Origin of the sequence: Pseudomonas moraviensis subsp. stanleyae, from assembly GCF_036283065.1 — a bacterium.
Taxonomy (GTDB): domain Bacteria; phylum Pseudomonadota; class Gammaproteobacteria; order Pseudomonadales; family Pseudomonadaceae; genus Aquipseudomonas; species Aquipseudomonas stanleyae.
On record NZ_JAADJI010000011.1, the window covers coordinates 288941 to 301441 of the forward strand.

The 12501-nt window shown below is 59.6% G+C and carries 12 protein-coding genes; 2 read left to right on the forward strand and 10 right to left on the reverse strand.

Annotation, left to right across the window (positions count from 1 at the left end; all coding sequences use genetic code 11):
• Positions 1-9: 9 nt before the first annotated feature.
• From GXB78_RS21400 to GXB78_RS21445, 10 genes are all read right to left on the reverse strand, one after another.
• Positions 10-1971: a DUF7844 domain-containing protein gene (locus GXB78_RS21400; protein WP_329516871.1), complete on the reverse strand. Its 1962-nt coding sequence runs from the start codon at positions 1969-1971 to the stop codon at positions 10-12.
• Positions 1968-2288, reverse strand: coding sequence for a DUF2388 domain-containing protein (locus GXB78_RS21405; RefSeq protein WP_039757071.1), 321 nt, complete (start codon positions 2286-2288; stop codon positions 1968-1970). Before GXB78_RS21405 ends, GXB78_RS21400 begins: the two co-directional genes overlap by 4 nt.
• Before the next feature lie 27 nt (positions 2289-2315).
• Positions 2316-2633: a DUF2388 domain-containing protein gene (locus GXB78_RS21410; protein WP_329516872.1), complete on the reverse strand. Its 318-nt coding sequence runs from the start codon at positions 2631-2633 to the stop codon at positions 2316-2318.
• A gap of 108 nt (positions 2634-2741) precedes the next feature.
• Positions 2742-3059 carry a DUF2388 domain-containing protein gene (locus GXB78_RS21415; RefSeq protein WP_329516873.1) on the reverse strand — a complete coding sequence of 106 codons (318 nt, stop codon included), beginning with the start codon at positions 3057-3059 and terminating at the stop codon, positions 2742-2744.
• A gap of 331 nt (positions 3060-3390) precedes the next feature.
• On the reverse strand, positions 3391-3606 hold the full coding sequence (locus GXB78_RS21420) for a DUF1127 domain-containing protein (protein ID WP_008081135.1): 216 nt from the start codon (positions 3604-3606) through the stop codon (positions 3391-3393).
• Between the two features lie 320 nt (positions 3607-3926).
• Positions 3927-5420 (reverse strand): acetyl-CoA hydrolase/transferase family protein, encoded by a 1494-nt coding sequence (locus tag GXB78_RS21425; RefSeq protein WP_329516874.1) that lies wholly within the window; start codon positions 5418-5420, stop codon positions 3927-3929.
• 213 nt (positions 5421-5633) lie between these two features.
• Entirely contained in the window at positions 5634-7067 is a 1434-nt protein-coding gene (locus GXB78_RS21430) for an NAD(P)(+) transhydrogenase (Re/Si-specific) subunit beta (RefSeq protein ID WP_110644713.1), read from the reverse strand.
• Positions 7067-7387, reverse strand: a complete 321-nt coding sequence (locus GXB78_RS21435) for an NAD(P) transhydrogenase subunit alpha (RefSeq protein ID WP_003220416.1) — start codon at positions 7385-7387, stop codon at positions 7067-7069. Before GXB78_RS21435 ends, GXB78_RS21430 begins: the two co-directional genes overlap by 1 nt.
• A gap of 15 nt (positions 7388-7402) precedes the next feature.
• On the reverse strand, positions 7403-8524 hold the full coding sequence (locus GXB78_RS21440; protein ID WP_110644714.1) for a Re/Si-specific NAD(P)(+) transhydrogenase subunit alpha: 1122 nt from the start codon (positions 8522-8524) through the stop codon (positions 7403-7405).
• Positions 8525-8958: 434 nt separating this feature from the next.
• A complete protein-coding gene (locus GXB78_RS21445; RefSeq protein ID WP_329516875.1) occupies positions 8959-9858 on the reverse strand; it encodes a LysR family transcriptional regulator in 900 nt (299 codons plus the stop codon).
• Between the two features lie 158 nt (positions 9859-10016).
• On the opposite strand from GXB78_RS21445, the gene GXB78_RS21450 reads away from it, so the two are divergent.
• Entirely contained in the window at positions 10017-11198 is a 1182-nt protein-coding gene (locus tag GXB78_RS21450) for an acyl-CoA dehydrogenase (RefSeq protein WP_329516876.1), read from the forward strand.
• 14 nt (positions 11199-11212) lie between these two features.
• Positions 11213-12433: a CaiB/BaiF CoA transferase family protein gene (locus tag GXB78_RS21455; protein WP_329516877.1), complete on the forward strand. Its 1221-nt coding sequence runs from the start codon at positions 11213-11215 to the stop codon at positions 12431-12433.
• The last annotated feature ends 68 nt before the right edge of the window (positions 12434-12501 follow it).

A 12501-nucleotide genomic window follows, 5' to 3' on the forward strand; every position in this document is an offset into this window, starting at 1 on the left:
TTTTTGTGCTCAGGGCAATTGCAGTCCGCCCGAGGCCTTGTGCAGTTTGCGCAGATGCTCGCCAATCTGCTTAACGTTGGCCTCGCTGGCGGCAATCTCGGCCGCACGCTTGGGTTCGAGCAGTTTGCGCACTTCAGTATCGAGGTCGCCGGACAGCGCCAGCAGCTTCTTCTGCCGTTGACTGCTTTCTGCCTCGAGTCGGCTGAACTCGTCTGGCTGCGGCAGTCCGTAACCTTTGGAATCGAGCAATTCCGCCGGGCGGCTGAGGAAGCCACTGTTGGCAAGGATCTCCTGCAACGTCGCATTGGCTTTGTCCATGCCGCCGTTCTCCAGCTCCCGCGCGCCGAGGTAGCGTTGCTTGACCTCATCCTGGGCCAGCAGCAACTGCCGACGGAAGCTGGCTTGCTCCAGCAGCAACAGCGCTGCACTGGTGCGCAGGTCGGCGCGGTCGAACCATTCGCGGCGTTGTTCAGCGCTGAGTGACAGCCACTCTTCGACGGTGCTCTGCTTGATCGGCAGCTGCTTCTTCAGCACATCGAACATCGCCTGATAGCGATCGCGGAACGAGTCGAAGCGGTAACCCAGCCGCAAGGCTTCTTTCGGATCTTCGAGCACACTGGTGTCGGCCAGGCCACGGCCCTTGAGCACTTCCAGCAAACCGTTGGGCATGATGCTGTCGAGGCCGACAAGCTGGCTGTTATTGCTGCCGCTGCGCAACAGTTTCAAGCCTTCCACCGCGCAGTTGTTGGACAGGAAGAAATAGTTGCCGTCGTAGCTCCAGTGCATCTCGGCGGCATGTTCGACCACGCCTTCGATTTCCTCGCGAGAGAGGTTCAGCGGCACCGAAGCGAGGCTGCGCAGTTCGGTCTTGGTGTACTCGTCGATCACTTGCGCCAGCGGCAGCACGAACAGCCGCGACGGGTATTTGCCGACCAGTCCGTCCCAGCTCGACAGCTGCACATCGCCAACGAAGGCGCGGTAGGACAACACCAGGTGCTGATCGAGGTCGAGGCGGCAATCCGGGCCGCGCGGGCGCCCGGGGGCGCAGATCACCAGGCGCAGCATGCTGTGGCCCCAGCGGCTGACCCAGTTCTGGTTGGCTTCGGCCAGCAGGTAGTCGACAGCGTAGACCCGTTCCGGATCGACTTGCCCCAGAGGCTGCTTGGCGAAGTCATTGCCCGCATTGAGAAAGGCGAAACTCTTGCTGCAGGTGTCCTGCGCGGGCGGCGCCCAACCGAAATGTTCCTTGTAGTAGCGATACAGCGCCGGGCGGCGGCAGGCGTAGCTCGGGTCGAGGAGGAAGTACTCCATGTTGACCGCGACGAACTCCTTGGGGCTGGAGATTTCGTACAGGTCCGGGCTGCGCGCGATCTGACGGTTGTGTTGTTCCCGCTCGCCACGGCGACCGACGTATTGCTGCCAGCCGGCGAGATCAAGCAGGCGCGGATCGTCGCTGATGGTAAAGCGACGGCCGTTCTGCCCGCGACACTCATCGGGAATACCGATCAACCCGGCGCTGTTGAAGCGGCGGGTACAGCGCTGGATCACGGTGCGTTCGGCACTTGGCCATAACCGCGCGCGGTCGTAGACATGAGTGATTTCATGCAGCACCGTGGCGAGCAGTTCCTGGCGCACAGTGCCGTGGGGGCGATTGGTTTTTGCTTCGGCCGCGCTGCCGTCGGTGAGACCGGCGAGCAGCTTGCGATTCAGATCGAGCTCGGCAACCAGCGTCGCCTGGCCGTACGCGTTGGCTGGCATGTCATCCGTCCAGCCGACATCAATACGCCGATCCAGCCGCTCGATGAAGCTCGGCGGCAGTTTCTGCATGGCCTCATCGATCAGTGCCTGACTGGCCTGTTGTTGAGCCGGGCTCAGCCCCTCGGTCTTGAGCCGCAATTGCAGGCCGGCGTGGGCGCTGTTGCCAAGCAGCAACAACGCCCCGGCCAGTAGCCAGGCGCCAACGGACCTCACAGCGCGAGGATGGCTTCGGCGAGTACCTGATCACTGGCGTCGCGCGCTTCCGGCACACGAGTACGCAAGGTGTTGAGAGCAGCTTCGAGGTGCGCGCCACGGATGTCGCCGTTGCTGGCGACGAAGCTCGCGGCGTCGTCATGGGCTTCGCGGATGATTTTCGAATCGCGAATCGACGTGGTGGTATCGGAGGTGAAATCGATGGTGCGCTGGGAGGCACGAACGATGATGTTACTGGTGGCTACCAGGGTGTGCGCCTGGGCCACATCGGCCAACACAAACAGGCCAAGGGCGGCAGCAATCAGCGGGCTACGCATGGAACGACTCCGGAAGGAAAAGGATAACTATTGGACGAGAATTGCCTCTGCCAGTTCAAGGTCGCTGGCATGAAGTTTTGGCCGGGTTTTGCGCAGGTAATGCAGCGCCGATTCCAGCCGTGCGCCTCGCCATTCACCGTCACTGGCAACGAAGGCGGCCGCGTCATCATGGGCGGCGAGCAGCAGTTTACGGTCGAACGGCGCAGAAGACACCATGCTGGTGGCGTAACCGCTGACAACCGTACCTTGGGTCGAAGCATTGAAAGCATCGAAGGCGTTGGCAGACATCGCCCAGCAGGCGGTGAATAAAGCAGAAGAGATGAGCAGATTTGGAAGAAAGCGCATGGGACTCGACAACTGTTAACGAGCCTGAAGGCTAGCGCAAATGCCCGGGCCAGAGCCAGCGTTGAAACATCGGGACACGGCTGCCGTGTCCCGCAATGCAGCAAGCAATCAGAGAGTCAGAATGGCTTGAGCCAATTGGGCGTCGGTGGCATTGAGTTGTGGCGCCTGATGGCGGATGTGATCAAGCGCGCTTTCCAGTTTCACACCACGGATATCGCCTTCGCTGGCCACGAAGCTGGCGGCGTCGTCACGGGCGGCAAGCACGATCTTGTCGTCACGGAACGAGGAGGTCACATCGGAAGTGGCGTCGGAAGAAGCTTTCAGCGCGCCGACAATCGAGTCGGTGGTCACGATGAAGCTGGTAGCGCTGGCGTTGGCAGCCACGGCCAGCAGGGCGGCGGCACTGAGCAGACGAAGACGGATCATGATGTAACTCCTTTGGATAAACCGTAGTGAGAGGTGGCTCGGTATCTGAGGAGTCAGACGCCTGTTGCGCAACGTTCGCCACGTTCTCGGTGGATATTAGGCTGCGATCTCCGGTTCGCCCAGTGGTGGCCACTGATACTCAGCCGTGCTCTGATAACTGTGCCGCCCTTGGTTCGATTATTGGAAACTGTACCTGTACTCGTTAAAAAGCCATTTTAGACATTTCACGCCCCCTGAAACGACAAAACCCGTCGTGGTTTCCCACGACGGGTTCTGTTTTTTCAATTCGGGTGCTGGCGGTGGGTCTGACGACCAGGGCCAGCGACGCTGCTTAGCGCCAGAACGGCTTGCTCAGCTCTTCGTAGCGTTGTGCTTCGCTGATACCAGCGTCAGCCAGCAGACGCGAATCCAGACGGGCCAGTTGGTGGCGGCTGGAGATGCGGCGCTGCCACAGCATCAGGTTGGCGAGAACGCGCAAAGGCAGGGAAGCCTGGGTGTTTACAGCTTTGTCTTCGAAGAACAGTTCGGAACTGAGTGTACGTTCCATGGTTGACATCCTTCCGCTTGTGGCGGGATCAGGTAGTGGTTTGACTGGTGCCCATGATCCTCTCGTTTGCCTAGCCTCTGTAGATACAGTTCAACTGTATTGTAAGTGACCAGTTAACTGTTTATAGGCGGTGTACGGGTCAAAATCGAACAAACTGTACCTATCTGCACTTTATTGGTGCGTTTCTGCATGTTTGAAAGGTTTTGGTAGGGTATTGCTGTAGGAAATGACCAGTACAGCAGTACAGTTTTTGCCGATCGAGCTTCGAGCAACCCTCCACCGACGCAAACTGTGTTTGCATCGGTAGCTATCTGTGTGAATTACACCGCGAGCATGCGTCCTGTTTCTTCCAGATTCATATGCCAGCTCAGTGCTTCGCGCAGGATATGCGGGGTATGACCGCCAATTGCGCAGGCAGCGCTGAAGTAATCATTCAGTGCCTGGCGAAAGTCCGGATGCACGCAGTTGTCGATGATCACCCGCGCACGCTCCCGTGGCGCCAGGCCGCGTAAATCGGCGAGCCCGACCTCGGTCACCAGAATGTCGACGTCATGCTCCGTGTGGTCGACGTGGCTGACCATCGGCACCACGCTGGAAATCGCGCCACCCTTGGCAATCGACTTGGTCACGAACACTGCCAGATGCGCGTTGCGCGCGAAGTCGCCGGAGCCGCCGATGCCGTTCATCATTCGCGTACCGCAGACATGGGTGGAGTTGACGTTGCCATAGATATCGAACTCCAGCGCGGTGTTGATGCCGATAATACCCAGGCGCCGCACCACTTCCGGGTGATTGGAGATTTCCTGCGGGCGCAGGATCAGTTTGTCCTTGTACTTCTCCAGGTTGCCGAACACGTCGCTGTTGCGGCGCTCGGACAGGGTGATCGAACTGCCCGAGGCGAAGCTCAGCTTGCCGGCATCGATCAGGTCGAAGGTCGAGTCCTGCAGCACTTCCGAATACATGGTGAGGTCTTCGAACGGCGAGTCGATCAAGCCGCACATCACCGCGTTGGCGATATTGCCGATCCCGGCCTGCAACGGGCCGAGCTTGTTGGTCATGCGTCCGGCCGCGACTTCCTGCTTGAAAAAGGTGATCAGGTGTTCGGCGATGGCATTGGTGTCGACGTCCGGTACTGACACCGTGGACGGCGAGTCCGACTGCTGAGTGATGACAATCGCAACGATCTTCTCCGGCGGAATCGGAATCGCCGTGCTGCCGATGCGATCATCCACTTTCACCAGCGGGATTGGCGTCCGCGTCGGGCGGTACGTCGGAATATAGATGTCGTGCAGGCCTTCGAGGTTGGCGTTGTGCGCCAGGTTGATCTCGACAATTACCTGCTTGGCGAAAATCGCGAAGCTTGCCGAGTTGCCCACCGACGTGGTCGGCACGATATGGCCTTGCTCGGTGATGGCGACTGCCTCGATGACGGCGATGTCCGGCAGCTTCAACTGTTGGTTGCGCAACTGCTCTACGGTTTCCGAGAGATGCTGGTCGATGAACATCACTTCGCCGGCATTGATGGCCTTGCGCAAGGTGCTGTCGACCTGAAACGGCATGCGTCGCGACAGCACGCCGGCTTCGGTCAGTTGCTTGTCGAGGTCGTTGCCGAGGCTGGCGCCGGTCATCAGGCTGATCTTCAGCGGCGTGACCTTGGCGCGTTCGGCCAGTGCGTGGGGAACGGCCTTGGCTTCGCCGGCGCGGGTGAAACCGCTCATGCCGACGGTCATGCGGTCCTCAATCAGAGCAGCGGCGTCGGCAGCGCTCATCACTTTATCCAACAACGAAGGCAGGCGAATACGGTCACGGTACATGGATTATTATCTCGGGCAACGAGTAGCAGGATGCGCAGTCTAGTGAATTTGGCCGGCGCCTGTCCCGCTACCAAGGTCGCAAACGAGGCCTCTATTTCGCGGGTTTGAAGTAAAACACCGTTACCGGATCTGCAACAACGCGGCAAATTGTCCAGTGTCTGGCGCAAACAAAAACGCCCCGACAAGTCGGGGCGTTCGTTATAGCAGCGGCGATTATTCGACTGCTTTGACCATGTCTTCGATGACTTTCTTCGCGTCGCCGAAGACCATCATGGTCTTGTCCAGATAGAACAGCTCGTTGTCCAGGCCGGCATAACCGCTGGCCATCGAGCGCTTGTTGACGATGATGGTCTTGGCTTTGAACGCTTCGAGAATCGGCATGCCGGCAATCGGCGACTTCGGATCGTTCTTCGCCGCCGGGTTGACCACGTCGTTCGCACCGAGCACCAGCACCACGTCGGCCTGGCCGAACTCAGAATTGATGTCTTCCATCTCGAACACCTGGTCGTAAGGCACTTCGGCCTCGGCGAGCAGGACGTTCATGTGTCCCGGCATCCGACCCGCCACCGGGTGAATTGCGTACTTCACGGTCACGCCACGGTGGGTCAGTTTCTCGGTCAGCTCCTTCAGCGCATGTTGCGCACGGGCCACTGCCAGACCGTAACCCGGGACGATGATCACGGTGTCAGCGTTGGTCAGCAGGAAGGTCGCGTCATCAGCCGAGCCGGATTTCACCGGGCGGGCTTCCTGCGCACCAGCGGGACCTGCATCGGCAGTATTGCCGAAACCGCCGAGCAGTACATTAAAGAAGGAACGGTTCATCGCCTTGCACATGATGTAAGAGAGGATCGCACCGCTCGAACCCACCAGCGAGCCGGCAATGATCAGCATCGAGTTGTTCAGCGAGAAGCCGATCCCCGCCGCCGCCCAGCCGGAATAGCTGTTGAGCATCGACACCACCACCGGCATGTCGGCGCCGCCGATCGGGATGATGATCAACACGCCCATTACGAACGCCAGCGCCAGCATCAGTGCGAACGCCGTAAGGTTGCCGGTGAACATGAAGGTCAGGCCGAGAACCAGCGTGGCCAGACCCAGAACCGCATTGAGTTTATGCTGACCGGCAAACTGTACCGGCGCGCCCTGGAACAGGCGGAACTTGTACTTGCCCGACAGCTTGCCGAAGGCAATCACCGAACCGGAGAAGGTGATTGCACCGATGGCGGCGCCGAGGAACAACTCCAGACGGTTGCCCGCCGGAATCGCATCGCCCAGCTGTTTAACGATACCCAACGACTGCGGCTCGACCACCGCCGCAATGGCGATGAACACCGCCGCAAGACCGATCATGCTGTGCATGAATGCCACCAGTTCCGGCATCTTGGTCATTTCAACGCGCTTGGCCATGATCGACCCGGCAGTGCCACCTACCAGCAAGCCGACGATGACGTAACCGATACCGGCCGTCGCCAGCTCAGCCCCCAGCTTATAGATGAGGCCGACGGTGGTCAGGATGGCCAACGCCATGCCGAGCATGCCGAACAGGTTGCCGCGTCGCGAGGTGGTCGGGTGCGACAGGCCTTTGAGGGCCTGGATAAAGCAGATCGACGCGATCAGGTAGAGCGTCGTGACGAGATTCATGCTCATTACTTCGGCGCCTCTTCTTTTGCTTTCGGGGCTTTCTTCTTGAACATCTCAAGCATCCGGCGGGTGACCAGGAAGCCACCGAAGACGTTGACAGCCGCCAGTGCCACGGCCAGCGTGCCCATGGTTTTGCCCAGCGGCGTGACGGTCAGTGCGGCGGCGAGCATGGCGCCGACGATCACGATCGCCGAGATGGCGTTGGTTACCGCCATCAAAGGGGTGTGCAGCGCAGGTGTAACGTTCCAGACCACGTGGTAACCGACATAAATCGCCAGCACGAAGATGATCAGGTTGTAGATACCGGGGGAGATAAGCTCTTCCATCGTCTGAATCCCTGCTTAGGCGTTTTTGCGGATGACTTGGCCGTCGCGGCACATCAGGCACGCGGCGACGATGTCGTCTTCGAGGTTGACGTCGAACTGGCCTTCCTTGGTGAACACCAGCTTGAGGAAGTCCAGCAGGTTGCGTGCATATAGAGCCGAAGCGTCGGCAGCCACTTCACCGGCGAGATTGGTCGGGCCGACGATGGTCACACCGTTTTCCACAACGACCTGATCGGCCACGGTCAGCGGGCAGTTGCCACCCTGAGCGGCGGCGAGGTCGATGACCACCGACCCCGGTTTCATCTGCGCCACGGTCTCTGCGCTCAATAGCGTCGGCGCCTTGCGGCCCGGAATCAGCGCAGTGGTAATGACGATGTCAGCCTGTTTGGCGCGCTCGTGCACGGCCTGAGCCTGACGCTGCATCCAGCTCGCAGGCATTGGCCGCGCGTAACCGCCGACACCGACGGCGCATTCGCGCTCTTCATCGGTCTCGTAAGGCACGTCGACGAACTTGGCGCCGAGGGATTCGATCTGTTCCTTCACCGCTGGACGCACGTCAGACGCTTCGATTACCGCACCCAGACGTTTCGCCGTGGCGATCGCCTGCAGACCGGCCACGCCCGCACCAAGAATCAGCACGCGCGCCGCTTTCACGGTACCCGCAGCGGTCATCAGCATCGGCATGAAGCGTGGGTAATAGTGAGCGGCCAGCAACACAGCCTTATATCCGGCAATGTTGGCCTGCGACGACAACACATCGAGACTCTGCGCGCGCGAGGTGCGCGGCGCCGCTTCGAGAGCAAACGCGGTAATGCCGCACTCGGCCATCTTCGCGATGGTCTCGTTGTTGAATGGGTTGAGCATGCCCACCAGCACCGTACCGCGCTTGATTAGCGTCAGTTCGGCATCGCTTGGCGCGACCACTTTGAGAATCAGCTCGGCGCCAAACGCGTCATTGGCGCTGCCAATGCTCGCGCCGGCTGCTTCATAGGCACTGTCGACGACACTGGCTTTGACGCCGGCACCGCTTTGCACAGTGACCTTATGGCCTTGGCTGATCAGCTTCTTGATGGTTTCCGGGGTTGCAGCAACCCGTGTTTCACCGGTCTGGGTTTCGAGAGGAACACCAATGTGCACGTCAAATCTCCTGCGTGATCTTATTGAGTAAACCCATGCACTACGGATGGTGCGACTGGGGCGGCCGATCAGCACGATCCCGCCGAATCAGGGCGGGGCGCGGCATTTTGCAGGCGAACTTTATGCCCTTCAAGGGATTATGACGGGTGACGGAAAATTAACTACAAGTCATCCCGTGACCGAATGTCGCAGATGGCCAGTTGAACCCCTTGCACCCCGTGCCCTGCAAGGATTCTGGCTGAATTTGAAAAAATTTCGCATCGGTGGCGTGAATAGGCAGTAATGAGTCGCCACTAGAGGCTCAAAGCCACGTCGTTGGCAGCTTGTGGGACGTCTGTACGACTTTCGGATACAGTCGGCGAAAAGGCGACAAATAGTTATATCTGTAGGGCTTTAGTTTTTCTGACTACGGGGTTATGTATTGATGAGGGCCTTTATTCATCTAGGCTGTAGCTTCGCGCCTGAGTTACCAGCCAGTCACGAAATGCCTTCAGCGATGCCGATTCGACCTTTCGCTCAGGAATCATCAGGTAATAGGCCTTGATGCTGGCGAGCGTTTGAGGATTGGCCACCACCAAGCGTTTCTCGGCCAGCTCGCGCTGAATCAGAAACGGCGGAATCAGCGCGACGCCCATGTCGTGCATGGCTGCCTGGGCAAGCATGGAGAATAGCTCGTAGCGTGGACCGGTCATGTCGCGAGGGATATTCATCTGCTGTGCGTTGAACCACTGGCGCCAGGCGTAAGGTCGTGTGGTCTGCTGCAGCAGCGGTAGTTCGGCGATGGCTGCGGCTGTCAGTTGCTTGCGATTGCCGAGTAGGGCGGGACTGCACACCGGCATCGGATTCTCACCCATCAGCCTGTGGGATTCGGTACCCGACCAATCCGCATCGCCGAAGTAGATCGCGGCATCGAATTCAGTGTCGGCAAACAGGAACGGCCGGGTGCGGTTGGTCAGGTTGACGGTCACTTCGGGGTGCTCGAGCTGAAAGTCCTTGAGGCGTGGCAGCAGCCATTGCGTGCCGAAGGTCGGGACGACGGCGAGCTCGATGACGTTGGTGCCCTGCTGGCCCATCACCGAGAGGGTGTCGCGCTCCACTGCATCGAGCTGAGTCGCCACCCGACGGCTGTAGGAAAGGCCCGCCTCGGTCAGTTTCACTCCCCGTCGCGAACGTCGGAACAGTTCCACTCCAAGGAAATCTTCGAGGCTGGCGATCTGTCGGCAAATGGCGCCCTGGGTAAGGGACAGCTCTTCAGCGGCCCGAGTAAAGCTTTCGTGGCGGGCGGCAGCTTCGAAGCTGATCAGGGCGGTGGTGCTGGGGATCTTCCTGCGCACGTACGTCAACCTCACTAATGCGCCGCATAAATGGCATTGCGCGACGTTACGGAGTGAGAAATTAGCACAACAGGATGCGAAAACCTCGTTTGCCGCGATGGCGAACCGCGCCTAGGATCAATGCCACGTTTAATTCACCCGATTGCGAGGGCACACTCATGGGCGGTAAAGCTAGCTTCAACTGGATCGATCCCCTGCTGCTGGATCAACAGCTCACCGAAGAAGAGCGGATGATCCGCGACACCGCCGCGCAGTTCGCTCAGCAGAGTCTCGCCCCGCGTGTGCTCGAAGCTTTCCGTCATGAAAAGACCGACCCGGCAATCTTCCGCGAGATGGGCGAAGTCGGCCTGCTCGGCGCGACCATTCCTGAGCAGTACGGTGGCAGCGGTCTGAACTATGTCAGCTACGGCCTCATTGCTCGTGAAGTGGAGCGCGTCGACTCTGGCTATCGCTCGATGATGAGTGTGCAATCCTCGCTGGTGATGGTGCCGATCAACGAATTCGGCACCGAAGCACAGAAGCAGAAATATCTGGCGAAGCTGGCCTCCGGCGAATGGATCGGTTGCTTCGGTCTGACCGAGCCGAACCACGGTTCCGATCCGGGCGCGATGATTAGCCGGGCGCGCAAGGTCGATGGCGGCTACAGCCTGACCGGCGCGAAAATGTGGATCACCAACAGCCCGATTGCTGATGTATTCGTGGTCTGGGCCAAGGACGACGCCGGCGACATCCGCGGCTTCGTATTGGAGAAGGGCTGGAAAGGCCTGAGCGCTCCGGCGATCCATGGCAAGGTCGGTCTACGCGCTTCGATTACCGGCGAGATCGTCATGGACAACGTGTTCGTACCGGAAGAAAACATCTTCCCGGACGTCCGTGGCCTGAAAGGTCCGTTCACTTGCCTCAACTCCGCACGCTACGGCATTTCCTGGGGCGCGCTCGGCGCGGCCGAGTTTTGCTGGCACACCGCGCGCCAATACACTCTGGACCGTCAGCAATTCGGTCGCCCATTGGCCGCGACTCAACTGGTGCAGAAGAAACTCGCCGACATGCAGACCGAGATCACTCTGGCGCTGCAAGGCTGCCTGCGTCTGGGGCGGATGAAGGACGAAGGTACCGCCGCCGTTGAAATCACTTCGATCATGAAGCGCAACTCCTGCGGCAAATCGCTGGATATCGCGCGGATGGCGCGCGACATGCTCGGTGGCAATGGCATCTCTGATGAGTTCGGCGTAGCCCGTCACTTGGTTAACCTGGAAGTGGTGAATACCTACGAAGGTACTCACGACGTTCACGCGCTGATCCTTGGGCGTGCGCAAACCGGTCTTCAAGCGTTCTATTAACAGGAGGGCGGACCATGGGCGCGCTGTCGCATCTGCGGGTACTGGATTTATCGCGAGTACTGGCTGGGCCTTGGGCCGGGCAGATCCTCGCCGACCTTGGCGCCGAAGTGATCAAGGTCGAGCGCCCAGGCAACGGTGATGACACCCGCGCTTGGGGCCCGCCCTTCCTTAAAGACGCTTACGGCGAGAACACGTCGGAAGCTGCGTACTACCTGTCGGCCAACCGCAACAAGCAATCGGTGACAATCGACTTCACGCGTCCGGAAGGGCAGAAGCTAGTGCGCGACCTGGCGATGAAGTCGGACATCCTCATCGAGAATTTCAAGGTGGGTGGTCTGGCGGCCTATGGTCTGGACTATGAATCGCTGAAGGCGCTCAACCCGAATCTGATCTATTGCTCGATCACCGGCTTCGGCCAGACCGGTCCTTACGCCAAGCGCGCAGGATATGACTTCATGATCCAGGGGCTTGGCGGCTTGATGAGCCTGACTGGCCGTCCCGAAGGAGATGAAGGCGCCGGTCCGGTGAAGGTGGGCGTGGCGCTGACGGATATTCTCACCGGGCTCTATTCGACGGTGGCGATCCTCGCGGCGTTGGCCCATCGCGATCACGACGGTGGCAGCCAGCACATCGATATGGCGTTGCTGGATGTGCAGGTTGCGTGTCTGGCCAACCAGGCGATGAACTACCTGACCACGGGCCATGCGCCAAAGCGCCTGGGTAATGCGCATCCCAACATCGTGCCTTATCAGGACTTTCCTACAGCGGATGGCGACTTCATCCTCACCGTGGGTAATGACGGGCAGTTCCGCAAGTTCGCCGAAGTCGCTGGGCAGCCGCAGTGGGCGGATGATCCTCGCTTCGCGACCAACAAGCTGCGGGTGGCCAACCGCGCAACGTTGATCCCCTTGATCCGCCAGGCGACGGTCTTCAAGACGACGGCCGAGTGGGTTGCTCAACTGGAACAGGCGGGCGTGCCTTGTGGGCCGATCAATGATTTGTCGCAAGTGTTTGAGGATCCCCAGGTGAAGGCTCGCGGCCTCGCTATCGAGCTGCCCCATGCGTTGGCGGGGATGGTGCCTCAGGTAGCCAGTCCGATTCGGTTGTCGGAGACGCCGGTGGAGTATCGTCATGCGCCTCCTTTATTAGGGGAGCACACGTTAGAGGTTCTGCAGCGGGTGCTGGGTCTGGGGGCAGGTGCGGTGGCTATGTTGAAGGAGGAAGGCGTCCTTTAAGTCTTCTTCTATATAGAAGAAGCTCTTTTCTCATCTGATTGGGTGTTTTTTAACCAATACGCAAGTTA

What these genes read in the sequence shown, in the direction of transcription:
- GXB78_RS21405 (WP_039757071.1), bottom strand. Translation starts at nt 2,288, where the DNA reads ATGCGTAGCCCGCTGATTGCTGCCGCCCTTGGCCTGTTTGTGTTGGCC.
- GXB78_RS21410 (WP_329516872.1), bottom strand. Translation starts at nt 2,633, where the DNA reads ATGCGCTTTCTTCCAAATCTGCTCATCTCTTCTGCTTTATTCACCGCC.
- GXB78_RS21415 (WP_329516873.1), bottom strand. Translation starts at nt 3,059, where the DNA reads ATGATCCGTCTTCGTCTGCTCAGTGCCGCCGCCCTGCTGGCCGTGGCT.
- GXB78_RS21420 (WP_008081135.1), bottom strand. Translation starts at nt 3,606, where the DNA reads ATGGAACGTACACTCAGTTCCGAACTGTTCTTCGAAGACAAAGCTGTA.
- GXB78_RS21425 (WP_329516874.1), bottom strand. Translation starts at nt 5,420, where the DNA reads ATGTACCGTGACCGTATTCGCCTGCCTTCGTTGTTGGATAAAGTGATG.
- GXB78_RS21430 (WP_110644713.1), bottom strand. Translation starts at nt 7,067, where the DNA reads ATGAGCATGAATCTCGTCACGACGCTCTACCTGATCGCGTCGATCTGC.
- GXB78_RS21435 (WP_003220416.1), bottom strand. Translation starts at nt 7,387, where the DNA reads ATGGAAGAGCTTATCTCCCCCGGTATCTACAACCTGATCATCTTCGTG.
- GXB78_RS21450 (WP_329516876.1), top strand. Translation starts at nt 10,017, where the DNA reads ATGGGCGGTAAAGCTAGCTTCAACTGGATCGATCCCCTGCTGCTGGAT.
- GXB78_RS21455 (WP_329516877.1), top strand. Translation starts at nt 11,213, where the DNA reads ATGGGCGCGCTGTCGCATCTGCGGGTACTGGATTTATCGCGAGTACTG.